The sequence below is a fragment of the Chitinophaga oryzae genome (genome assembly GCF_012516375.2).
Taxonomy (GTDB): domain Bacteria; phylum Bacteroidota; class Bacteroidia; order Chitinophagales; family Chitinophagaceae; genus Chitinophaga; species Chitinophaga oryzae.
The window spans coordinates 590,862-616,574 of the sequence record NZ_CP051204.2 but is presented as its reverse complement, the minus strand read 5'-3'; the positions used below and the strand labels follow the sequence as shown (position 1 = coordinate 616,574).

14 protein-coding genes are annotated in these 25,713 nt (G+C 50.4%); 6 read left to right on the top strand and 8 right to left on the bottom strand.

The window, feature by feature from the left end:
- Positions 1-11 precede the first annotated feature (11 nt).
- Complete coding sequence (locus tag HF324_RS02555; protein ID WP_168809193.1) at positions 12-3,212, bottom strand: SusC/RagA family TonB-linked outer membrane protein; 3,201 nt, start codon at positions 3,210-3,212, stop codon at positions 12-14.
- Between the two features lie 332 nt (positions 3,213-3,544).
- Here HF324_RS02555 and HF324_RS02550 point away from each other — a divergent pair, with 332 nt between their 5' ends.
- Positions 3,545-6,055, top strand: a complete 2,511-nt coding sequence (locus HF324_RS02550; protein WP_168809191.1) for a bacterial transcriptional activator domain-containing protein — start codon at positions 3,545-3,547, stop codon at positions 6,053-6,055.
- A 355-nt stretch (positions 6,056-6,410) separates the two neighbouring features.
- Here the strand turns inward: HF324_RS02550 and HF324_RS02545 are convergent, their stop codons facing one another.
- Positions 6,411-7,334, bottom strand: a complete 924-nt coding sequence (locus tag HF324_RS02545; RefSeq protein WP_168809189.1) for a helix-turn-helix domain-containing protein — start codon at positions 7,332-7,334, stop codon at positions 6,411-6,413.
- Positions 7,335-7,499: 165 nt separating this feature from the next.
- On the opposite strand from HF324_RS02545, the gene HF324_RS02540 reads away from it, so the two are divergent.
- Positions 7,500-9,182, top strand: coding sequence for a hypothetical protein (locus HF324_RS02540; protein WP_168809187.1), 1,683 nt, complete (start codon positions 7,500-7,502; stop codon positions 9,180-9,182).
- 122 nt (positions 9,183-9,304) lie between these two features.
- Positions 9,305-11,284, top strand: a complete 1,980-nt coding sequence (gene gyrB / locus HF324_RS02535) for a DNA topoisomerase (ATP-hydrolyzing) subunit B (RefSeq protein ID WP_168809185.1) — start codon at positions 9,305-9,307, stop codon at positions 11,282-11,284.
- A 185-nt stretch (positions 11,285-11,469) separates the two neighbouring features.
- Here gyrB and HF324_RS02530 read toward each other — a convergent pair whose 3' ends face one another.
- Positions 11,470-12,687 carry a tetratricopeptide repeat protein gene (locus HF324_RS02530; protein WP_168809183.1) on the bottom strand — a complete coding sequence of 406 codons (1,218 nt, stop codon included), beginning with the start codon at positions 12,685-12,687 and terminating at the stop codon, positions 11,470-11,472.
- A 3-nt stretch (positions 12,688-12,690) separates the two neighbouring features.
- The gene (locus HF324_RS02525) at positions 12,691-14,025 is read right to left on the bottom strand and encodes an ATP-binding protein (RefSeq protein ID WP_168809181.1); all 1,335 of its coding nucleotides are present in this window, start codon (positions 14,023-14,025) and stop codon (positions 12,691-12,693) included.
- A 298-nt stretch (positions 14,026-14,323) separates the two neighbouring features.
- On the opposite strand from HF324_RS02525, the gene HF324_RS02520 reads away from it, so the two are divergent.
- Both HF324_RS02520 and HF324_RS02515 read left to right on the top strand, forming a co-directional pair.
- Positions 14,324-14,785 carry a hypothetical protein gene (locus tag HF324_RS02520; RefSeq protein WP_168861865.1) on the top strand — a complete coding sequence of 154 codons (462 nt, stop codon included), beginning with the start codon at positions 14,324-14,326 and terminating at the stop codon, positions 14,783-14,785.
- 333 nt (positions 14,786-15,118) lie between these two features.
- Positions 15,119-18,343, top strand: a complete 3,225-nt coding sequence (locus HF324_RS02515) for a TonB-dependent receptor (protein ID WP_168809177.1) — start codon at positions 15,119-15,121, stop codon at positions 18,341-18,343.
- A gap of 182 nt (positions 18,344-18,525) precedes the next feature.
- Here the strand turns inward: HF324_RS02515 and HF324_RS02510 are convergent, their stop codons facing one another.
- Both HF324_RS02510 and mfd read right to left on the bottom strand, forming a co-directional pair.
- Positions 18,526-19,236, bottom strand: a complete 711-nt coding sequence (locus tag HF324_RS02510) for an SIMPL domain-containing protein (RefSeq protein WP_168861864.1) — start codon at positions 19,234-19,236, stop codon at positions 18,526-18,528.
- A gap of 187 nt (positions 19,237-19,423) precedes the next feature.
- Positions 19,424-22,666, bottom strand: a complete 3,243-nt coding sequence (gene mfd / locus HF324_RS02505; protein WP_258539404.1) for a transcription-repair coupling factor — start codon at positions 22,664-22,666, stop codon at positions 19,424-19,426.
- 335 nt (positions 22,667-23,001) lie between these two features.
- Between mfd and HF324_RS02500 the strand changes: the two genes are divergently transcribed.
- Complete coding sequence (locus tag HF324_RS02500) at positions 23,002-23,724, top strand: ferredoxin--NADP reductase (RefSeq protein ID WP_168809171.1); 723 nt, start codon at positions 23,002-23,004, stop codon at positions 23,722-23,724.
- 5 nt (positions 23,725-23,729) lie between these two features.
- Here HF324_RS02500 and HF324_RS02495 read toward each other — a convergent pair whose 3' ends face one another.
- Together HF324_RS02495 and HF324_RS02490 are read right to left on the bottom strand one after the other, a co-directional pair.
- Positions 23,730-23,963: a hypothetical protein gene (locus HF324_RS02495; RefSeq protein WP_168861863.1), complete on the bottom strand. Its 234-nt coding sequence runs from the start codon at positions 23,961-23,963 to the stop codon at positions 23,730-23,732.
- 266 nt (positions 23,964-24,229) lie between these two features.
- Positions 24,230-25,657 (bottom strand): glycine--tRNA ligase, encoded by a 1,428-nt coding sequence (locus HF324_RS02490; protein ID WP_168861862.1) that lies wholly within the window; start codon positions 25,655-25,657, stop codon positions 24,230-24,232.
- Positions 25,658-25,713 lie beyond the last annotated feature (56 nt).

Sequence of the window (25,713 nt, the reverse complement as noted above, 5' to 3'; positions counted from 1 at the left end):
AGCGATGATGATCAAAGCGTAACACTGAGGCCCAGCGTGAAACTTTTCAGGATGGGGTAGTTGTTCCCGTTGCCGGAGTTACCGGAATCTGTAACGGTATCGGAGCGGCCGATGCTTTCCACGTCAAGATCACGGGTGATGCGGTACATCGGCGACCAGGACCAGAGGTTTTCAGCAGAAAGGAACACCCTGGCAGCATTGAGCCTGGCTCTTGAAATCAGCGCCTTGGGCAGGTTGTAGCCGATCTGTATATTTTTCAGGCGGATGTAGGCTGCGTTCTGGAGGTATTTGGATTGTTGTGCTTTAAGCTCGCCGGCGCTGTTCTGCGCCACATAACCACGATAGCGCGGGAAGTAAGCGTCCTGGTTGTCTTCAGACCAGATGTTGCCGATCTGCGATTTAGGCATATAGTTGTACGGCCTGTTGTACTGTCCCCAGAAAACATCAGATTCTGCTCCGGGCCACCAGTCCTGTTTGCCGACGCCCTGGAAGAAAACGCTGAAGAAGATATTGTTCCAGTCGGCGCTGAGGTTGATGCCGTAGGTGTAGTGCGGCAGAGAATCGCCGATGATGGTCAGATCGCCGTGATTGCTCAGGGTGTTGGCGCCGTTATTAATGATACCGTCGCCGTTGAGGTCTTTGAACCGGATGTCGCCGGGCAGCCACTGGCCGGAGTTGGAAGCCTTGAAGAGCGCCTGCGCTTTGGCAGCAGCCTTATAGTTTTCCTGTGTCCAGTAACCATCATTGACATACCCCCATATTTCACCTACTTTTTTACCGGTATACCAGTCGGTCAGCTTATCGTTGGTATTATTGTATTTGGTGATCACTGCGCTATAGTTGGCCAAAGTGGCGTTAACGCTGTAATGCAGCGGTTTGGAGGCTACGTTGAACTGATCGCGCCAGCCGAGTGCAATTTCCCATCCGTTGGTTTTCAGATCAGCATAGTTGCCTTTGGGCACCTCTGTCCCGAAAACGGCCGGCAGTGTCTGGCCAACGGTGAACATATTTTTTGTTACCCGCGTGTATACGTCACCGGTAAAAGTGAGACGATTGCTCAGCGCCGCCACATCCAGGCCAAGGTTGCGGGTGGTAGACGTTTCCCAGGTGAGGCCGTCGGGCAGTACTACCGGTTGGGTAGTCTGCTGCGGACGCACGCCGTTGATCACCCTGCCGGATTGTTTGATCTCCAGCTTCTCCTGGAAGGCGTAGGATTTGATATTACCATTACCGAGAGAACCGTAGGAGCCCCTGATCTTCAGATCGGAAATTGCTGTTTCCGGAAGATGCCAGAAAGCTTCTTTGGAGAGACGCCAGCCGGCAGATACGGAAGGGAAGAAAGCGTAGCGCTGGCTGGAAGGGAACTTTGACGATCCGTCGTAACGGCCGTTAACTTCCAGCAGGTAACGGTCTTTATAAGCGTAGTTCAAACGGAAGAATTCACCCATGATAGCCCAGCGTTCATATCCGCCGGCAGTGTTGATATTGGTGCCCAGTGCGAGGTTCATGTCTTTAGCGTCGCTGTACACAAGGCCGTTACGGGTGGTAGAGAATCCTTTGTAGGTAGACTGCTCATAGTTGAAACCAGCCATGGCTTTGAAGTAATGGGCATCACCAAAGCGTGTTTCATATTCTGTATAGATATTGGAGGCCAGATAAAGGGTATTATAATTACTCATCATGAGATCATTATAACCGAGACCTACGTAAGCGATGGCCCCCGGCGCGTTGCTGTAGGGAACGGGCACGCGCAAACGTTTTTGATTATCGGCCGTGTTTTGTACGGTGAAGTCACCTTTCAGTCGTAGTTTGTCCTTATATATATCTGCTGAGAACCCGGTAGTGTTTCTGAACACCTGTTTGTTCAGGTCAATACCATTTTTACCATAGAAGAAATCACCCACCGTATAGGCGGCGGAGTAAGTGAGGGTGCCATCGGGGTTAAAGAGCATGGAGGAGGGGTGCCCTTCGTCCGCAAGGTTACGCCAGATACCGCCGCCTTCGCCCACATTGAGCGGGTTGTGATAATCCCTGCTGGAGAACTCGGTGCTGTTGTACACATTCAGGAAAGGGAACAGCTGGATGGCGCCCTTCGCCCGCAGGTTGTACATCTTATAGTCGTCGGAATTAAAGCGGAACAAGCCTTCCTGCCCATAATACCTGCCGGTGATGTAATAGCTGGCTTTACCGCTGCTGCCGGAAACGGAGAGGTTATGTTCCGTAGCGCTGGTATGGTCCTTATATAACAGGTCGTACCAGTCGGTGTTGCCGTAATATTCATAGTTACCTGCGCCGTTGACGATTGTTTTCGGCAGGCCGGGGTTTTCTGCACGTTCCTTCAGCGCAGCCAGGTAGGCCTGTGAGAAAGGTTGTGTTTTATTGATATTCTGTGGCACCTGTGAATAGTCGTTCCAGGCGGTCCAGGCTTCGTTGAAGTTTTTGGCGTATTCATAGCCGTCGCTGACCACGTCCGGCACGGTCGTGGGCTTTTTCAGGGAGTAGTTGGTGGAGTAGGTAACGCTCAGTTTGTCTTTCACCGGTGTTTTGGTAGTGAACAATACCACGCCGAAGGCGCCGCGGGCGCCGTAAATGGCAGCGGAGGCCGCGTCTTTCAATACGGTGACGCTGGTAACGTCCGCAGGATTGAGCATGCTGGGATCGCCCTCCACGCCATCGATGAGCACGAGCGCGTTGCCGCCCTGTCCGATGGAAGTAATACCACGCACGTTATAAGCAGGAGCCTGTGTAGGCTTACCGTCGCCGGGCACGAGGTTGAGGTTGGGCACCACCCCCTGCAGCCCCTGGCTCAGGTTGGGCAGCGGGCGGTTCTCCAGCGCTTTGGCAGACACCTGGGTCACCGCGCCGGTAAGGTTTACTTTTTTCTGGGTGCCATACCCTACGACCACCACATCACTGAGGGAAGACACATTGGTTTTCAGAGACACCTGGATAAAGGTTTGATTACCGACCGGCACGGTGTCCGGACGATAGCCGACGAAGCTGAAAACCAGCCGGGCGCCGGCCGGGGTGTTCAGTGAAAAATCGCCTTTGGGGTCGGTGCTGGTACCGGACGAGGTGCCCAGCACTTTCACCGTTACGCCCGGCAGCGGTTGCCCACCTTCATCCAGCACCCGCCCCTTCAGCGGAAGGGATTGTGCCGAACTGCCGTAGGCATAAGACAACAGCAATAGCATGTATAACCATCTTTTCATGGTGACATTCTGTAGTTTGATGAACAGGAGTTAATTATCACCCTGCAAGTAAGGAGCAGCAGGTTAACAGGCGGATTAATTGGGGATTAACAGCGGCGATTAAGTCAAAAAAAAGCCCTGATTAAATTATGAAATGCATGTTTTATCTATTAAATTAACACTAGAGAAGTTTCTTAAAGCAAAGTTAACTTCCATATCAAAAAACTTTAGCGTTTAGACTTTAATTTGCCACGTTATTGAAAGCCGGTCTGTCATCCCGCATCTTAATTGAATTATTGAAAAAAAGACTTACAGGATTTGTAAGGAAGCTTATGTACAGATATACAGTCTTTTTGCTCCTATTCGTATCACTTGTGATGGTTTGCCGGGCACAGGAGGGGTATGGATTATTGTTTGCCAGTAAAAATATTGCGCAGGAAGACCGTACCTCACTTGACCTTGCGCCGGAGAAACCTATCCGGGTGAAAGGCAGCTACAGCCTGTCTTTCGACCTATCGTTCCAACCGTTTTTCCGGTCGTATTTTGGCTATGTGTTCAGGATCACCGATGAAAAACGCCAGAATATCGACCTGATATATAATGTTCGCACAAAAGCATTTTATGTGGTCACCGGCAATGCGTTTTCCGGTATCACTTTCTCTATTCCGTCTGACAGTTTATTTCATCAGTGGAACACCATCCGGCTGGATGCTAACAATGAAGCACATACGTTATCCCTTACCGTCAACGGCCGGCGGATAGGCGCAGTCCGCAGCCCCATTGTTTCCGGCAGCGCGCTCCGCATCTGTTTCGGCGCCAATTACCGCAAAACGTTCCGCACGTTCGACCTTCCGCCGATGCGGCTGAAAGACGTGCGGCTGTTTGCCGGCGGCACGCTGCAACACCACTGGCCGCTGGACCAGGCCCAGGGCACTACCGACAAAGACCTCATAACAGGACAAACCGCGCAAGTCAAAAACCCGGTATGGATGCGCCCCGCCTTCACCCATTGGCGACAGGCCGATTCCTTTATCGTAAAAGGCAACGCCAGCGTAAGTATGGATGCAGCTACCGGCACTATCTACATTAACAGTAACGACAGCCTTTACCGTTATTATTGTTACACACATCAGAGAGCCGCGCAGGCGCAGGCTTCGCCGCAGCCATTACCGGCAGGGCTACACGCCGTTTTTAATCCGGCGGACCGGCAATTATATCAGTTGATGCCCGACAGTCAGCAGGTGGCGGTGTATGATACCGCGCAGCACACCTGGAACGGAACATTAAACCCTCAGAACGTGACCGGCTACTGGCATTCCAACCTTTTCTTCTCCTGCTATGACAGCAGCATTTATATGATAGGTGGTTATGGTGATTTCAGGTACAAGAATGAAGTACATTGTTATGCGCCAGGTCGCCGCCGGTGGGAGCAGGTCGCCATGAGCGGAGATGCTTTTACGCCGCGGTACCTGGCGGCGCTGGGCAACAACCAGGCGGGAGACACAGCGTATATACTGGGCGGTTATGGCAGCACTACCGGCGACCAGCTGCTGAATCCGCACAACCTCTATGACCTGGTATTGCTGGATGTGAAACACCGTACCTTCCGCACGATATACCGGCTGAAGGAACCCGAAGAACAATTTGCCTTCGCCGGTAATATGGTACTGGATACAAAACGGCAGGAATATTATGCGCTGACTTTCGCCAATGACCGGATGAACTCTTCGCTTCAGCTGATCAGAGGATCTTTAAAAGAACCAGTGTATACGGCCATGGCCACTGCCATCCGTTATGACTTTTATGACATCCGGTCGGCAGCCCGGCTTTTTTATACGCCCGAAAACGATGAACTGACGGTGGTAACCTTGTTTTCACTGAAAAACAACACCACGCAGGTACGTATCCATACCCTTCAGTTTTCGCCTCATGGGCTGGGAGCGCCCGCGCCTGCAGACAAGCCCGCGCCATTGTATGTTGTTCGTATCCTCATCGCCATCGGCCTGGTGACCGCGCTGTTTTTACTGGCGCTGGGCATAGCGGCGCTGAACCGCCGGAAACAGCCGTCAGTGGCACCGGCGCCGGTTAACCTCCCGGAGCCTGCAACCGTCATCGTTCCCGCTGCCGCCCCTATGGCCGGTGTAACCACGGCTTGTCCCGGGGTTCAGCTGTTTGGTCTTTTTACTGTTACCGACAGGGAGGGGAATGATATTACCCGCGCCTTCAGTCCTTTGCTGAAGGAGCTGTTCCTGCTGCTGTACCTGCATTCCGTGCCGGGCAGAAATGGTATTTCGTCGGAGAAGATCCATGAAGTGCTGTGGCCGGGGAGGTCTGTAAAAGATGCGAAAAACAACCGTTCCGTAAACCTGGTCAAACTAAAGAGCATACTCGATAAAACCGGCGCCTATACGCTGATGAAGGATAATGAACGCTGGTTGTTCCGGTTTGAAGGCCCGTCGGAACAAACGGACCTGGACCGTTACTACCAGTTGTTACAGCATGGTCCCCGCAATACTGCTGCGTTGGTGGAACTGCTGAAGCGGGGCCCTTTCCTGCAGGAAACCGAATACCCGTGGCTGGATAAATTCAAGGCGGACATTGCCTCGCATAATATTGAGCTGTTGAGCCATTTTATAGATGAAAACCCCGATGCCGCGCCGGCTTTTATGCTGGACGTATGTGACTGTATACTGTATGCCGATTCCCTCCACGAAGAAGCGGTACGGCACAAGTGCAGGGCGCTGGTGGCATTGCGGCAGCATTCAGCGGCCCGCCATCTGTATGCGTCATTCCTGAGAGAATATAAAAGCACGTATGGGTTGTCTTATGAGATGGAGTATGCAGAAGCTATTGCCCACTGCTAAAAATTTAAAAGTCGCCTCACAGAGGTGAGGCGACTTTATAAAATCTGGTAAAAAACTTCTCTGGCAATTGAAACTTGTGTTCCCTTGGTGTTTGATAAAAAACGCAAGTTTAAAATTTATGGCTTTACTGATTTTCATCACCAGAAAAGTTTCTTCCCATGGTCAAATCTAATAAGGAAGCTTTGAAGGATCACAGATAGATATCTGTCCGTCGTTTTAACAATACAAAGTAACGCCGATAATTCCGGCTGCGGTTTTCAATTCGGGAAAAGAAATGATCAAAGCGGGAAATTGCAAAAAAAATGCTGATGGTTATGGACCATCAGCATTCAATTAATTTCTTTCTAATTGATAATCAACGAAGTAATAACTCGCAAGGTTTTAACCCTGTATGTTTTTTAAAGGCGGTGGAGAAGTGGGAAATGCAGGAATAACCCATCAGCATAGCCACTTCGGACACAGACATGCCTTTTTCGTACAACAGGCCTTTGGCCTTCTCCATCCTTTCTTTCTGGAAATAGTCGTAGATGGTGGTACCATACATGGCTTTAAAGCCTTTTTTCAGGTAACATTCATTCATGGCTACTTTACGGGCCAGGTCGCGGATGGTGATAGGGGAATCCAGTTGTTCCAGTAAGATACTTCTTGCTTTTTCAATTTTCTCCCGGTCTTCCAGGTGTGTAAGGAAGCGGCAGCCATAACGTTCGTCGGGATCGTTCTGCATGAACTGGTCTGAACTGTACAGCAGTAAGTCCAGGGCGCGGCTTTGCAGGAAGATGTTCTTCAGCATTCCTTCATAGTTGTGATGCACCATGGTTTCCAGCACCGATTTGGATTTGGTGCAGGGCTGGATGGTTTTCACGAAAGGTTTGCGGGTCTGGTTCTCGAAAAGGGAGAACGAGGTGGTATTTTTCTGAAGCGACTGAATAAACGCTGGCTGGAACCTGACGGTGATAAGGTCTACAGAAGGGACCTTGTCCTTACAGGCTTCCTTATTGCCCTCTGCACATAACTGGTCTGTGCAGGCGGGATTTTTACAGTATTTGCTGCCGGCCACGCAATAGCGCAGTTCTATTGCGGCGGACTGCCCTCTTTTAGCCGGTTGGTACACGACCATGGCTATGTCTTCCACCGGCAACGGCTTATCGTAGATGAAGCGCTGCAATGTAAAGTCCAGGCAATCCGGGACGGACACGCTGTCCTGCTCCGCCAGCTGTAGCTGGTCGCTCATGGCGGGCTGCGGGATGGCTAATGCCAGTATTTCCTGAATTTCTTTCACTTTACCTGATGTTTTAAAACCGGGACAAATTTAACACTTCCAATTTTAATCCTATACATTTTGACAATACACTTACAAAGCAATCCTAACATATAGCATAATATTCATCCGTTAAGCGCAGGGAGACAGCAATCAATTGGTATAAATTTCGTTTATTCATAACAGATGGAACACAGGAAAAGGAAATTACCCCGCATCATCAGGATTATTCTGACCGTATTGTGCGTGCTGCTGGTACTGGTTTTAGGAACGGCCTGGTATATTAACCAACACTGGACCAAGCTGTTACGCAAGGAACTATCCGGCTATGTGACAGATTTGTCCGACAGTCTGTATGTAGTACAATTCAAAGACCTGCACCTCAATGTGCTTTCCGGCAGTCTGACCGTGGAAAAAGCCACGATGACGCTGGATTCCGCTGTATACCGGCGGATGCTGGACGCCCGCCGGGCGCCGGAAAACACCTATCTCATCAGTGTGGAAAAACTCCAACTGAAGTATTTTAAACCGTGGCGGTATTTCATCAAAAAGGAGCTCAACGCCGGGGCGCTGATCGTGACCGGTCCCAGTATTGTGATGGACCAGAACAGCACCGTCAGGGACACCACCCGGCCCCGCACCGCTTACGAGAACATCTCTTCCAAGATGAAATCCATCTTTATCGGGCGTTTTCAGCTGGACAATACCAATTTTAAATATGTGTTTACCCGGAAAGACTCTTCCAGGGTGATCCACCAGTTCCGCAACCTGCAGGTGGGGGTCAACGACTTCCTGATCGATTCGGTGGCATTGAAAGACCCTACCCGCTACCTGTACGCCCGCAATTATGAAATCGGTATGCGGGACTATATGAACCGTACCCGGGACAGCCTGTACTGGATGTACGTGCGCGGCATCCGTTATGATGCCGCCGAAAGGACGCTGAACATCGGGCAGTTTGAGATAAAGCCCCGTTATGGCAAAGCGGAATTCCAGCGGCAGACAGGAGGTGTGCAGCAAGACCGCTACGAGCTGCAGTTCAGCGATATCCAGGTACGGGAGCTGGACCCCAGGATGTTGCTGCAGGAGCAGCAGGTATGGGCCCGGCGTATCAATATCGGCAACGGCAAGCTGCATATTTACCGTGACCGGACGCTGCCCATGCCGCCCGGCGACAAACTGGGACAGTTCCCCAACCAGGTGCTGCAAAAAGTGCATTTACCCCTGAAAATAGATACCCTGACCGGCAACAATGTGGAATTGCAGTATTCCGAGCTGAGTCCCGTGTCCCGGCAGACAGGGCAGGTCAGCTTCGGGCATGTCCACGGCCGGCTGACCAATATCACCAATATAGATTCCATGGTGGCCCGCAACAACCATTGTGTGGCCGATTTTGACGCTATCTTCCTGCAAAGCGGCAAACTGAGGGCTCATTTTGACTTTATCCTCAACAGTCCCACCGGCCGTTTTGCCGTGTCCGGCCAGCTGAAAAACATGAACGGGAAAGACCTGAACACCGTTACCCAGCCGCTGGGCATGATCGAAATACGTTCCTGCAATATCCGGGACCTGAACTTCAATATCCGCGGAGACGAGCGGAAAGCCGCCGGCAGCGTCACCTTGTTGTACGACAACCTGAAAATAGCTATCCTGAAGCAGGACAAAGACCACAAAAGCTACAGCCGCAAAGGGCTGATGAGCTTTGTGGCCAACGTGATGGTCATTAAAGACAGTAACCCCCTTCCCGGAGAGAAAGTGCGGGTGTCTAACCCCACTCATACCAGGGATATCCAGAAGTCATTTTTTAACCTGGTGTGGAAAACATTATTTGCCGGGGTGAAAGAGACCGCCGGTGCAGGAAAATTATAAGGTAAAAAAGTGGTGTCCATCCCACCCAAAAACAGCTATTCTTTTATGGAAATCAGGCTTATTTTTCGTATTTTTGCATGATTGTCTACCGATTTTGTTTCTAAAAGATTTTACACCAACATATGAGCGAAGAATTAGTGCAAGCAACCAGCCCCAGCAGCAACTATGATGCGGGGAGTATTCAGGTATTGGAAGGACTGGAAGCGGTGCGCAAGCGTCCGGCCATGTATATTGGCGACATTGGCATCAAAGGGCTTCACCACCTGGTATATGAAGTCGTGGACAACTCCATTGACGAAGCCCTGGCTGGCTACTGCAAAAATATCGAAGTAACGATCTGCGAGGATAACTCTATCCGGGTAAAGGATGACGGCCGTGGTATCCCCACCGGTATTCACCCGAAAGAAGGACGCTCCGCCCTGGAGGTGGTAATGACCGTGCTCCATGCCGGCGGTAAATTTGACAAAAACACCTATAAAGTATCCGGCGGTCTGCACGGGGTGGGTGTCAGCTGCGTAAACGCACTGAGTACCCGGCTGCATGTGACCGTACAAACGGAAGGCAAACTGTTTGAGCAGGAATACCACCGCGGTATCCCGCAGTACGCGGTACGGGAGATCGGGGTCAGCGAGACTACCGGTACCACTGTACACTTCAAACCGGATAGCGAAATTTTCAACGAAACGACCTACAACCGGGAAATCCTGGCCGGCCGTTTAAGGGAACTGGCTTACCTGAACCGTAAGATCCGCATTACCCTGTCCGACGAACGCGAAAAAGACGAAGAAGGCAACATCTTCTCCGAAACTTTCTACAGCGAAGGCGGTATCCGCGAATTTATCCAGATGCTGGATAAAAACGGCCGCCGTAACCCGCTGCTGCCTACGCCTATTTACGTGGAAACCCACGACGCGGCGTCTAACGTGGCGGTAGAAGTAGCGCTGGTATACAACGACGCTTTCAGTGAGAACATCTTCTCCTACGTTAATAACATCAACACCATCGAAGGCGGTACACACGTGGCCGGTTTCCGCCGCGCCATCACCCGTGTGTTCAAAGCTTACGGCGATAAAAACAAACTGTTCGAGAAGTCCAAGGTAGAAGTAACCGGCGACGACTTCCGCGAAGGCCTCAGCGCTATCATCAGCGTGAAAGTGCCTGAACCGCAGTTTGAAGGCCAGACCAAAACCAAACTCGGTAACTCCGATGTAATGGGTGTGGTAGACAGCTCCGTAGCTGCCGTACTGGACGCTTTCCTTGAGGAAAATCCCCGCGAAGCAAAAACCGTGATCAACAAGGTGGTGCTGGCAGCACAGGCCCGTGAAGCGGCCCGTAAGGCCCGTCAGCTGGTACAGCGTAAAAGCGTGATGACCGGCAGCGGCCTCCCCGGTAAACTGGCAGACTGCTCCGACAACGATCCTGTAAAATGTGAACTGTTCCTGGTCGAAGGTGACTCGGCGGGTGGTACGGCCAAACAAGGCCGCAACCGTAACTTCCAGGCCATCCTGCCACTCCGTGGTAAGATCCTCAACGTGGAAAAAGCCATGGAACACAAGATCTATGAAGACAACGAGATCAAAAATATCTTCACCGCCCTGGGCGTAACCATCGGCACCGAAGAAGACGACAAAGCCCTGAACCTCTCCAAACTCCGCTATCACAAGCTGATCATCATGACGGATGCGGACGTGGACGGTAGCCACATCGCCACCCTGATCCTTACCTTCGTGTTCCGCTACATGAAAGCCATGGTGGAACAAGGTTATGTGTACATCGCACAACCACCGCTGTACCTCGTTAAAAAAGGCAAGGAGCAGATCTACGCCTGGACAGAAGAACAGCGTAAGGCCGCTACTATCCAACTGGCTGCCGGCGGTAAAGAAGACAGCGTAAACGTACAGCGTTATAAAGGTCTCGGTGAGATGAACGCAGAACAACTGTGGGATACTACCATGGACCCCGAAAAACGCACCCTGAAACAGGTAACCATTGAAAGCGCCGCAGAAGCCGACCGCGTGTTCAGCATGCTCATGGGCGACGAGGTACCTCCGCGCAGGGCGTTTATCGAATCACATGCGAAATACGCGAAGATCGACGCATAACTTTGATCGTCATAATTATCGCCGATCTACATGATTAGCGAAGATCAAAGCGGGATATAATATTAATAATAAAGAGGATCGCCCATTGATATAATCAATGGGCGATCCTCTTTATTATTAATCTGTTATCGTTGTCTGCCGGCTTTCCCGGATCAGGTAAATCAGGATAATCATGGCCATCACAGTTACTCGCGGGAGATAATATAATTCGCCAGCAGCTGGTACAGGAATACCCCGATCAGCATAACGGCCACGAATATATTGGCGTAGTCGTTGGTGATGAAAGCGAAGATGACCCCTAAAAGCCCGATAACAGCCAGCGACAGGGTATAAATACGAAAGATGTTCCTGCTCTTTTTGGATTCCGGTGTATACATACTTGACACCGGCAGCAACAGTACGCCGGAACAGATAGCAACAGACAGCAGGCCGGGAATGGCGGTTATCCAGTAGGCAGCAGCAGCCAGCAGCGCCACCGCCAGCAGGCAGCCTACCATGGTGGAGACTTTCATTTGCTGCGGTGTGAGGGCATAACGGCCGTAAGGGTTCAACCGCAGGAACAGGTTGCTCACCGGTGCAATCAGCCAGGTAGACAACGCCACCAGCGCCAGCAGCACATACAGCGGGAAGAACACTTTACTGGCGATCTGCGTGAAAATAAAGATGCCGACGATGATCAGCCATTGCATCCCGGCTTTTTGCCTTCCCATAAAAAAGGCATAGTTCAGGAACTGGCGGTACAGCCAGTAACGCGCTTTCATTGCCTGCACCATGCCACTCTTGGCCCATTGCTGGTTAGGGTCCAGTTTCAGCGACTCCCGGAAATGTTCCAGCGCCTTGCGGTGATCGCCGGCCTCCAGCCACTTCCAGCCCAAATTGGCGTGGGTATAGGCATTTTCAGGATTATGTTCCAGCGCTTCATGTAAATCAGAAAACGCCTCTTCTTTTTTGCCAAGGTTAAACAGCGCATTGGACCGGAGGTTCAGGCATACCAGGTTCTCCGGGTCAATAGCCAGCCCTTCCTGCGCTTTTTGGAGGGCGCCGGGGTAATCTTTCTTAAACAACAGTATCTGGCTCCACATCCCAAAGTAATCCGCCTGGTAGGGGTGGATGGCCACCGCTTCACTGATAGCCTGCAGCGCTTCGCTGTACTGGTTTTTATTGAGTGCTATCCTCGCTTTCAGATACAGGAAGCGGTCGTCGTCCGGTGCGAAGCTCAGCGCGTTGTTAACCACCTGTTCCCCTTCATCTGTTTTACCCATCTCGAGATAGCAGATGGCCAGCAGGAAGAGCGCTTCTATATCGTTGGCGCTGGTACTGAGATGTTGTTTCAGGGTAGTCAGCGCATCCTGGTAACGCCCTTGTTGCAGCAGCAACTGGGCACGCTGAATGAGTACAGCCATAATTTATTTCTTTATATCCAGGTATTTCAGCACATCGTCGTACAGGCCGGCCTCATTGGAATACAAGGCATAATTGCGGGCGGTGTTAAACCATTCCCGCGTAGTGGGCTTATGAGATTTGATGGCTTTCACCAGTTCTTTTTGCGATATAGGTTGTGGTACTCCTTTCTGCAGCGCCTCCAGCAGCTTGTCTTCTATGGCGAGGTCCACGATGGCTTTCAGGTCGGCGCCGGAATAGCCGGCCGTGGCTTTCGCCAGGGCTTTATAATCCACGTCGGAGACGGGCTTATTGCGGAGTTGCAGCTGCAGGATAGACTCGCGGCCGTCCGTATCGGGAGGGGCCACGAAGATAATGCGGTCAAAACGGCCGGGGCGGCGGAAAGCCGGATCGAGGCTCCAGGGCGCGTTGGTGGCGCCGATGATCAGCACGTTCTCGTTATTGGCGGCGATACCATCCATTTCCGCCAGGAACTGGTTGATCAGGTGGCTGGCGCCGCTGTTGCGCATAGAGGTACGATTGGCGCCGAGTGCATCTACTTCATCGAAGAAGAGCACGCAGGGCTTACGCTGGCGGGCCAGTTCAAAGAGCGCATGCAGGTTCTTTTCACTATTGCCGATCCACATGTCCAGCACATCGTGGATGCCGACATTGATAAATTCCGCCTGTATTTGTCCGGCTGTGGCTTTGGCCAGGTAGGTTTTTCCGCAGCCCGGAGGGCCATAAAGCAGGATGCCGCCACCGGCTTTCTTACCGTAGGCTTTATATAAATCGGGGAACTGCAGCGGCTTGATGATTTTCAGGTCTATCTCCTGTTTTTCCCTTTCCATACCCCCCACGTCGGAGAAATTCATATCCGGTTTTTCCAGCGTGAAGACTTTATCCGGGTCTTCCGCCAGTTCATCGTCTTCTTCTTCAAAAGAGACGGAGGCTTGTTGTTGTGGCAGACGGAACTGCGCGTCGAGGGCTTCGTCGCGGAAGCCTGGATTGAGCTGCAACAGGTGCTGGTAAATATCTCTGGCCGCCTGCAGGGAGTTTTCCCTTACCAGGATACGGCAATGCAGCAGGAGGGCATCAAAATGGTCCGGCTCATGATGTTCCAGTTGTTCCAGTACAACGATGGCAGCGGAATATTTTTGCTGATGGTAGAAGGTACGGGCCAGCCCCAGCTGGGCGGCGGTATGGTCCGGCGACAGCTCCAGTACCTTACGGTACTGTTCTTCCGCCTGCACATAATCATAATCCTGCAACAGCACCTGGGCCAGGTGCAGGCGCAACGGCACATTTTCCGGTGAAAACTGCACTGCTTCCTGTAATTGTTTGACTACTTCCGATGACATAATGTGCTTTTATTAATTGAGTACTCGAGCAGTAATAATACGGAATTACCCTACAAAAATATTGTTAATATTGACGTTGCCACTTCTGTTTTCACTGCCTGCTCCGCATTTATTTATTAACATTTTATTTAATTTAAATTTTATTACATATATTGCAGACGAATTTATCCCTATGCCCGTATATTAACCGGTACACCTATTCCAATGAAGATTGGCTGGCGGCGGCACTATCTGCCGGCCAACGCCGGGTTCCCTATGCAGCGGCACAAATACTGGACAGCATTAAATAACAAAACATATGCGTTTGAAAATCTTCGTATGGGCCGTTGTTGCGATCATAGCGGGAGCAGGACTTGCCGGTTGTTCCAAAAAGAAAGAGGTAACACCGGAGGGCTCTTTCACTTTCCGCCTGGGAGGCGTTACCTATCATTCCAACTCTACACAGGGCTATATTTCAGATACTGTTGTTGCCGGTAAGAAGACGCTGGTAATAGACGGTGTCACCAACAATTTCACCAAACACATGGAACTCATGATCACTTTCCCCAATGGCCTGCAGGCCGGGCAGTACGACCAGGGCGCCGGTGAAATGACGCTGATGGATATTCAGCAAAAAGAAGATGGTTACATTACCAAAGCCATCTCCATCAAACTTGAAAGCATTAATAGTAAACAAGCGGAGGGAACCTTCTCCGGCACCTTAATTAGTGGTGAAATAGAAAAACCTTTAACGGACGGGACTTTCAAAGTCTATTTTTAAGTAATCACCGTTTTAAAAAAACAAGAAAAACCCTGTCTTTTAAGACGGGGTTTTTTGTTCACGCGGGAACATTTTTCGTATAGTCATACTGGTTGTCTTACTAAAATTATTGTTTAGGAACTGTTAAACAATCCGGGCGTTACAATTCCTTCATCGATTGTTAACACAGGTTTCATATATCTGCGCGAACATGATATTAAATTCACTTAATCGTAGGTTAATTAGGTTATTTTAAGATCATTTTAAGCACTCCTTAACAATTTCGTAATAATGAGTTAACATTCTGGTTGCTTTGGAGTAGTTGTTTTGCACCTGTAAATACTTACAGGCTTTATGAAATCATTTGTCACGCTATTAGCGAGCATTCTGGTCGTTTTATGTTTTAACAACACACAAGCGCAGATTACCACCTCTATTATCTCAGGTAAAGTAGCAGATCCTTCCGGTCAGGCTATTCCCGGTGTAACGGTTGTTGTGTTGAACACCGCCACTGGCACTAAAAATGGTACACAGACCAACAGCGACGGTCGTTATATTGTACCGAACCTGAACCCGGGCGGTCCCTACACCGTTACCGTTTCATTCATCGGCTATAAAAAAGAAGTAAAGGAAAATGTGAACCTGGCACTGGGTACTACCAACTTCAACTTTAAATTACAGGAAGAATCCACTGCGCTGAGCGAAATAGTGGTGACAGGCAATACCGGCAGCAAAACCGGCGGCACCAAAATAGGACAGGAGCAGATCAAAAGCATGCCTACCCTGAGCCGCAGCCTGCAGGACCTCACCAAGGTAACTCCGCAGAGCAACAACAACTCTTTCCTCGGTACCAACTATCGTTATAATAACGTGACTGTGGACGGCGCCATCAACAACGATGCGATCGGCTTCAGCCCCTCTCTCGGTGGCCAGAGCTCTACCAGCGGTCAGCCCGGCAGCAGCACCCGTACCAATCCCGTGTCTCTCGACGCGATCCAGGACGTACAGGTATTGTTGGCCCCCTTCGACGTAAAAGTAGGTAACTTCCTCGGCGGTAGCGTAAACGCAGTAACCCGCAGCGGTACCAACGAAGTACACGGCTCCATCTACGGTTACGGCCGTAATGCCGCTATGATCGGTAAAAACAACGCCGGCGACGGCTCCAAACTGCCCAGCGACTTCCATGAATACCAGGCAGGCGCCCGTGTTGGTTTCCCTATCATCAAAAACAAACTGTTCTTCTTCACCAACGAAGAAATCACCCGCCGTGTAGACCCGGTGATCCTCGCCGCTGGTTCAGCTGACGGTGGCGGCATCCTCACCGAAAAAGACGCCGCAGACATCACCGCCGTAATGAAATCCTATGGCGTGGATATCGGAACCGCCGGTAACACCAGCATCTATTCCAACTCCAATAAATTCTTCAACAGACTGGACTGGCACATCAACGACAAACATCACCTGTCTCTCCGTAACAATACCATCACCTCCGAAGCAACCAACCTGGAACGCGACCAACAGAACTTCCGTTTCAAAGGTATCGACTTCAAACAGGTGAACAACCAGTCTTCTACCGTTGCAGAACTGAAAAGCAACTTCAACAGCAGCATCTCCAACAGCCTGATCCTGGGTTACTCCAACGTTCATGACTACAGAACGCCGCTGTCTGATCCTGCAACCCCGCAGATCCAGATCAAAGGCCGTACCGCCGGTTCTACCATCTTCCTCGGTACCGACCGCGAAGCCAGCATCTTCAACATGAAACAAAAAACCTTTGAGATCACCGATAACGTCACCATCTTCAAAGGCAACCATACCATCACAGTAGGTACGCACAACGAGTTTTACAACATCACCTATGGTTTTGTAAACTCCTGGAACGGCCGTATCGACTACAACAGCGTTGAGGATTTCCTCGCCAACAATCCCAGCCGCGTACGTGGTAACTACAACTACGCCAACAACTCCCGTGATTATATCATGGCCAACCCGCCGGCACAGTTTAAAGTAAACCTGCTGAGCCTGTACGGCCAGGATGAAATCCAGCTGACCGACCGCTTCAGAATTACACCAGGTATCCGTTTAGACTATGCCGGTATTCCGAACAAACAGCCGCTGAGCGACAAAACCACCAAAGCGCCTGTTGACCCGAACTATGGTACCACCTATACGTACACCAAGCCACAGGATATCAAAAACAACTTCCTGAACAACATCCAGATTTCTCCGCGTTTAGGTTTCAACTATGATATCAAAGGCGACAACAGCCTCGTACTGCGCGGTGGTACCGGTCTCTTCACCGGCCGTATTCCTTTCGCATGGTTAGGTTATGCTTACTACAACAACGGTGTAACTTACGGTGCTTACGACCAGCGTTCCAGCAAACCTTTTGTAAACGGCCCGATCGCAGCAGCGCAACCTTCCCAAAACGGTATCGCAGATTTCGCCGCCCAGAACGGTGCTAAAGTTAATGACGCTTCCGGCGCTACACAGGTAGACCTGATCGACAACAACTTCAAAATGCCGCAGGTATGGAGAAGCAGCCTCGCCCTCGAGTACAACACCCGCGACCAGTGGAAATTCAGCGTTGAAGGTATCTATACCAAAGTGATCAAAGACCTGATGTTCCAGCAGATCAACCTGGCAGACAATCCTACTTATTATGCCTACGACGTGAACAAACAACAGCCTATCTGGTCCGGTACTAAAATCAATCCGTTATATACGAATGCTTACCTGTTGTCCAACACGGATAAAGGTTACCGTTACAGCATCACTGCGCAGGTGTCCAAATCCTTCCCCTTTGGCCTGAACGTAATGGCAGCTTACACTTACGGACAAGCTAAAGACATCACCAACGGTATCCGTAACTCCATGGAGTCTAACTGGCAGCTGAACCAGGCGCTGAACCCGAATAACCCGGCGCTGGCTTACTCCAACTTCGACATCCGCAACCGCATCGTTGCCACCGTTAACTACAAACACGCCTGGGATGCCAAAAACAAATGGGTTTCCAACTTCTCCGTGTTCTTTAACACCTCTTCCGGTTTACCGTATACCTATGGTTTCGTAAACGCTACCGTACAGGGTACGCCGCAGCAGGTGAGCCTCGCTTACATCCCGAAAGATGTAGCAGAAGCGACCAACTTCTTTGCTGACGTTAATGGCAAAACTGCCGCTCAACAAGCAACAGAATTCATGACCTACATCAATAATGATAAATACCTGAGCGGCCGCAAAGGCCAGTTCACCGAACGTAACGGTGGCCGTACACCATGGAACACACAGGCTGACTTCCGCTTTAGCCAGGATTTCAACTTCAAAGCCGGTAAATCCATGCACACACTGACACTCACTTATGACATCGTGAACGTGACCAACCTGATCAACAAAGACTGGGGTATTCAGTACTTCTCACCGAACACCTTCAACTCTTCTGCCAGCGTAGGTGCAACACCGACCGGAAAAGTGGTGAACAACTACCCGATCCTCAAACTGGAAAATCCGGGATCACCTTATTCCAAAGACTTCTTCGGTTCCCGTCATCAGATGCAACTGGGCCTGAGATACAGCTTCTAGTCCTCGCTCACGCAAAGGCGCAAAGCAGCAAAGAGCGCAAAGAATTTTTAAGGTTAAATAAGAAAGCAAAGGGGCGAAGATCAAATTTGATCTTCGCCCCTTTGCTTTCTTTGCTCGCTTATATAATCTTTGCGCTCTTTGCTGCTTTGCGTCTTTGCGTGAACTCCGCGAGCCGGCGAGCACTATTTGATGCTAAACACGGTCCTTACTTCAGCACGAACTTTGATGGTTTTGAAATCAATCTCAGGAGCGCCACCGCCAACGGCATCAGCAGATTTGTACATTGCATTGGCCATGATCTGCGGACGGTAGTCAGCGTAGTTATCGGTGTTGATTTCCTGTACTTCGATCACGTTATCGATGCTGTTACCGATAGCAGCCAGCATGTATTCAGCTTTCTCTTTAGCAGCTTTGATCGCTTTGATTTTCGCTTCTTTGCGGTACTGGTCCATTTTGCTGGAAGTATAGGAAGAGATGCGGGTGCTTTCAATACCTTCCGCATCTACCGCGCCCAGGATATCGTTGATTTTATCCAGTTTGGTCAGTTTCAGGCGGTACTGCTTGCGGGCCATGAATTCTACCGGATCTTTTTTCTTACGGAGGAAATATTCATTGTTGAAACCGTTCACGTTTTCGATTGTCAGCACTTCTTTCGGCAGGCCTGCATCCACGATGGCTTTCACCAGCTGTTTTTCCAGTGTGGTGATGTCCACTTTGGTTTTACCTTTTAAATATTCTTTCAGGGAGATGTCCAGGTTGAGTTCATCCGGTGTGATTTCAATTTCAGCAGAGCCGTTCACTTCAATTTTCTTTACCTGTTTATTGTCAGCCTGTTGGGCGAAGGTGCTCAGAGCGAAGAATAATCCGGCGGCTAATAACATTACCTTTTTCATGTGTCTTTGTTTTTCTTATTTAAAAAAAATTGTTTTCGATGTTTATTACACCCTCATGATGCAGCGTAAAACCCTGTTTCCACAAAAGCCGGGAAAAAATTTTTCACCCGATATCATATACACATGTAAAAACATTCGTTTCTAATTATGAATGAAACGATTACACAATGAAAATGTTACAAAAAAATTATTTGCGGCTATCCGTAATGCCTTTGAGGAAAGCATGCAGATCGTCCATATGACGGATACGGTTCACCACCAGCATGAAGTTTTTGCCTACCTGTTTCAGTTTGGCGTTGTTGGTACGGGTTTGTATATACGTTAATATATGGTTAAACGTAGGCGATTCAAAATACGGGGAATCGGGGTTATTGATAAAGTAGCAGCGGAGGTTTTCTTCTTTGAGCATCATTTTTTCGAAGCCCAGCTGTATGGCCATCCAGCGGCAGCGTATCATGGTGAGCAGGTCTCTTACCGGTTCAGGCAGCGGGCCGAAGCGGTCTGTCAGTTCTTTCTCAAACTGTTGTAACCTGCCGTCTTCCGTGATATTGTCCAGTTCCTGGTACAGGTTGAGACGTTCCTGGATGCTTTCTATATAGGTATCCGGGATCAGTATTTCGAGGTCGGTATCGATTGTACAGTCGTTGACGAAGTCTTTTTTCTCTTCCAGCTGTTCCTTGAAGAGGTCGCGGAATTCGTTTTGTTTCAGTTCACGGATAGCTTCATCGAGGATCTTCTGGTACATATCGAAGCCTATTTCCGCCATGAACCCGCTTTGTTCACCGCCGAGCAGGTTACCGGCGCCGCGGATATCGAGGTCGCGCATGGCGATCTGGAAGCCGCTACCCAGCTCACTATGCTGTTCGAGCGTTTGCAGGCGTTTGCGGCTGTCTGCGGTGAGGGTGCTCATAGGCGGGGCCAGCAGGTAGCAGAAAGCTTTTTTGTTACTGCGGCCCACGCGGCCACGCAGCTGATGCAGATCACTCAAGCCGAAGTGATGCGCATTATTGATGATAATAGTATTGGCGTTGGGGATGTCCACACCGCTTTCCACGATGTTGGTACATACCAGTACGTCATATTTCCGGTCGATGAAATCGAGGATCACTTCTTCCAGCTGATGTCCTTCCAGCTGGCCGTGCGCCGTAGCGATAGACAGGTCGGGGCAGAGACCCTGTATCAGGGACGACATTTCCGCCAGGCCTTTCACGCGGTTGTGTACGAAGTATACCTGTCCGCCTCTTTCCGTTTCGTAGTAGATGGCGTCCCGGATGGCGTCCTGGTTGAAGACCTGTACTTCCGTTTCAATAGGCTGCCGGTTAGGCGGCGGCGTATTGATGATGGAAAGGTCACGGGCGCCCATCAACGAAAACTGCAGCGTTCTCGGTATAGGCGTTGCCGTTAGCGTGAGCGTATCTACGTTATGTTTCAGCTGTTTCAGCTTTTCTTTGGCAGACACACCGAACTTCTGTTCCTCGTCTACCACCAGCACGCCGAGGTCCTTAAACTTCACGTCTTTGCTCAGCAGGGCGTGGGTACCGATGATGATATCTATCTTGCCTTCCTCGAGGCGTTTGAGCGTTTCTTTTTTCTCTTTGGAAGACTTGAAGCGGTTAAGATAATCCACCGTACAGGGGAAATCTTTCAAACGATCGGAGAAGGTTTTGTAGTGCTGGAATGCAAGGATAGTGGTCGGCACCAGTACGGCGGCCTGTTTACCGTCCACGATGGATTTAAACGCAGCACGGATGGCTACTTCCGTTTTACCGAAGCCCACATCGCCGCACACGAGGCGGTCCATGGGGGCAGGGCTTTCCATGTCGCGTTTCACGTCGGCAGTGGCTTTGCTCTGGTCGGGCGTATCTTCATACAGGAAGGAGGCTTCCAGCTCTGTCTGCAGATAGGTGTCCGGAGCGTGTGCAAAGCCCTGCTGGGCTTTTCTTACGGCGTATAACCTGATCAGGTCTTTGGCGATATCTTTAACCTGTGTTTTGGCTTTCTCTTTCAGCTTGTCCCACGCGTCGCTGCCGAGCTTATTCACCCGCGGTTCCACGCCTTCCTTACCGGTGTACTTGCTGATCTTGTGCAGGGAGTTGATATTTACATACAACAGGTCGTTGTTTTTGTAAATGATGCGGATAGCTTCCTGCATTTTACCGCCGGATTCGATCTTCTGCAAACCGCTGTACACGCCCACGCCGTGGTCGATATGCGTTACATAATCGCCGGGCTGCAGCTCCCGCAGCGTCTTCATGGTAATCGCCTTGTTTTTGTTGTAGGCTTGTTTTACCCTTGACTTGTGGAAACGCTGGAAGATCTGGTGATCGGTGTAGCAGGCCAGTTTCAGCGAGTGATCGATGAACCCGTGGCTGATGGCCACCGGTATGGGAAAGAAGACAAATGCTGCTTTCAGGTCTTCGAAGATACTGCGCAGGCGTTCGAGCTGGCGCGGGTTATCTGCGAATATAAAAAGGGAGTATTTGTTGTTGTTATGTTGTGCCAGGTCTTTGATGAGGAGATCGAACTGCCTGTTAAACACCGGTTGCTCCTGTGTATCGAAGACGATGGTTTCCGGTTGTATGCCGTTTTCTGTGAGATATTCTTTGTTGCCGAAGACGACGGTGGTCCTTTTCAACAGCTGTTCCAGCAGCGGAGCGGCTTTCACGAAATCGTCGCTGTTGAGCACCATGTCCTCGTCGTCGTTGACCTTCACTTTCTGGCCGGTCAGCAGCCAGTCGTCCAGCCGTTGTTCCAGCTGTTCCACCACGCCCCGGATGTAGGCAGGGTCTTTCATCCACACAACGGTATTGGCGGGAAGGAACTCCAGCAGTGAAGTCTTCTGATGGTCCACCGTATGGGTGTCCATATTAGCGATGAGCGTCACCTGAGTAAGCTTGCGCTCGCTAAGTTGGGTTTCCGGATCGAACAAGCGGATGGAGTCAATATCTTCCCCGAACAATTCTATACGGTAAGGTTTTTCGTTACCGAAGGAATAAATATCGAGGATACCGCCTCTCAGTGCGTACTGACCGGGCTCATATACGAAATCGGTATGTTCAAATCCCCAGCTGATCAGCTTTTCCAGCAGGGGGTCCACTTTCAGCACGTCGCCCACTTTCAGCTGCACCATGTTGGCGCTGAAAGCCTTGCTGCCGGCCACTTTTTCCCAGAGTGCTTCGGGGTAGGTGACCAGTACCTTCTTCCGCACGCTGTCGCCGGAAAATTTCATCAGGGCTTCTGTGCGCAGCATACTATGGCTGCTGTTGAGCTCCTGGAACTGTCCGGTTTTTTTGAAAGAGTCGGGGAAGTAGAAAATATCAAGGGCCTGGCTGAGTTCTTCCAGATCGTTCTGGAAATAGGCTGCCTCCTCTTTATCATTCAGAATAAAGAGATGGTTCGCGTCTGCATTTGCCCAGGCTGAAACCGCCACAAAATTTATTGCACTCCCGCTGAGGGAAGACAGCTGAAAGTATTGTGGGGTGGGTGATTGAATCCCCTTCACCAGCGTCTGCAGGCGAGCATCACGTTGAAATAATTGTAATACAGCCTGTAAATTCATGAAGGTTGCAAAGATACGAACATTTAGCGATTTGGTTAGTAGGACATTTAATTATTTGATTTACGGATTTACGGATTTACGGATTTTTTGATTGGGAGATTTGGGGGATGCCGCTCCTCTCCGCGAAAACCCAAAATTCCCAAATCCCAAAATCAAGAAATCCGAAAATGTTTTGTTATATTCAGTGACATCAAAATCCTTTTTCCATGCAGGAGATCTGGTATACAGGTATCGTTACCCGGCTGGTAGATGCAACCCCTAATACTCGGCGTTTCTGGATCCGTATCCCCGAGCTGGAACGGTTTGATTTTAAACCAGGGCAGTTTGTCACCCTGGACCTTCCCATTCATGAAAAGAAAAACAAGCGCTGGCGCAGTTACTCCATCGCCTCCCACCCGGACAGCACCAATATCTTTGAGCTGGTAATCGTATTACTGGAAGGTGGCGCAGGCAGCACCTACCTTTTCAATGAAATCAAAGAGGGGAGTACCCTGCAGGTAAGGGGACCGCTGGGAATGTTTACCCTGCCGGCGGACATGGAAAAAGACCTGTTCCTGATCTGCACCGGTACCGGCATAGCGCCGTTCCGGTCCATGGTACAGTACATACAGCTGCATCAGTTGCCCCACCCCGATATCCACCTGATATTTGGCTGCCGTTATGAACAGGACCTGCTGTACGCCGACGAAATGCGGCAGCTGGACAAAGACATGCCCCGCTTTCATTATATCCCCACCCTGAGCCGCCAGGAAGACTGGACCGGCAAAAAGGGCTACGTACACAGTATTTACGAAGAAATGCTGGCAGACAACAAGCGCCCGGCCAATTTCTATCTCTGCGGCTGGAAAGCCATGATAGACGAGGCACGGCAGCGCATCACCGCCATGGGATACGACCGCCACGACATCCACCTGGAGCTGTACGGTTAATAGCCTTAAAAACAGTAGCCAAAACCAGTGTCCAGGTTAGGGGTTACCTGGTTGGACGAAAACATCAGCATGGCTCCTATCCTGAACATAAAATGTTTACTGATAAAGTGCCGCCGGCCGGCGACCGACAGCCAGCCCAGCGTGGTACCGCCTGACACGCCCTCTTCAACCTGATAAATACGTTTATGGCTCGTCCGGCTTTCGTCATAGCCGGGCGCAAAACCGGCACCTGCACGCATTCCTATACCCGTGCGTTTACCGTTGAACCGGGTGTCATAATTAGCACCAATACCGCAAGGCCCGAACAGCGTACCATATACGACATGCGGCCATTGGTTCCGGGAATATGCGGGGCGTGGTATGCGGGAATGCTTGGTAGAATCGTGGGGGACCTTTTGGGCGTACAGGGAAACACAACAAAACAAAAGGGCCACAGTTGTTATCATTCGTAGATACATAGGGGTAGGAATATCTACGAAATCAAACGGCTGTGGCCCCGAATATGTTACATGATCTTGCTCAGAACGATGTTTTTCACTTCTGTGAGCGGAACGCGTTCCTGTTCCATGGAGTCGCGGTAGCGGATGGTAACGGTACCGTCTTCTTTGGTCTGGTGGTCAACGGTTACGCAGAAAGGCGTACCGATGGCATCCTGACGGCGGTAACGTTTACCAATAGCGTCTTTTTCTTCATAGAAACAGTGGAAGGCAGACTTGCAGCTGTCCATCAGCAGGCGAGCTACCTCCGGCAGGCCATCTTTTTTAGTCAGCGGGAAAACGGCCAGCTTGATAGGCGCCAATTTAGCCGGGAACTTCATCACCACGCGGCTGTCTGCTTTTTCCGGGGTGCTGAGATCCTGCTCTTCGTAAGCGTTGCAGACAGTCAGCAGGAACATACGATCCAGACCGATAGAGGTTTCTATCACGTAGGGCACGTAGTTCTGGTTGATTTCCGTATCGAAGTACTGGAGTTTCTTCTTGCTGTATTCCTGGTGTTGTTTCAGGTCGAAATCCGTACGGGAGTGGATACCTTCCACTTCCTTAAAGCCGATGGGGAATTCGAACTCAATGTCCACGGCAGCATCGGCATAGTGCGCCAGTTTCACGTGGTCTTTGAAGCGGTATTTGGAAGGATCAGTGCCGAGGCTCAGGTGCCACTGCATTCTTTCTTCTTTCCATTTCTCGTACCATTCTTTCTGAGTGCCAGGGCGTACGAAGAACTGCATTTCCATCTGTTCAAATTCGCGCATACGGAAGATGAACTGGCGGGCCACGATTTCGTTACGGAAGGCTTTACCTATCTGTGCGATACCGAAAGGCACTTTCATCCTGCCGGTTTTCTGCACGTTCAGGAAATTCACGAAGATGCCCTGTGCTGTTTCCGGGCGCAGGTATATTTCGTTGGCTTCATCGGTCACGCTGCCCAGCTGGGTGGAGAACATCAGGTTAAACTGACGGACGTCCGTCCAGTTGGAGGTGCCGCTGACGCTGCAGGTTATTTTTTTCTCTTCGATGAGGGTTTTCAGCCCTGCGAAGTCGTTTTCTTTCAGGAGTTCGTCCATCTGCGCCAGCACCGCGTTACCTTCTGCTTCCGGCAGGGTTTCCGCGTATGCTTCGATCAGGTGGTCTACCCGGTAGCGTTTTTTGCTGTCCTTGTTATCGATCATCGGATCGCTAAAGTTATCCACGTGACCGGACGCTTTCCAGGTAGTAGGGTGCATGAAGATGGCAGCATCGATCCCCACGATGTTTTCGTGCAGCTGGGTCATGCTTTTCCACCAGTAGTCCTTAATATTTTTTTTCAGCTCGGAACCGTACTGACCGTAGTCGTATACCGCGCTAAGTCCATCGTATATCTCGCTGGACGGAAAAACAAAACCGTATTCTTTACAATGCGATATGATCGCCTGGAATTTATTCTGATCTGTAGACATAGTGGCGCAAAGATAAATGCCTATTTTGAAAATTTGATTGTAATTATTTTATAATA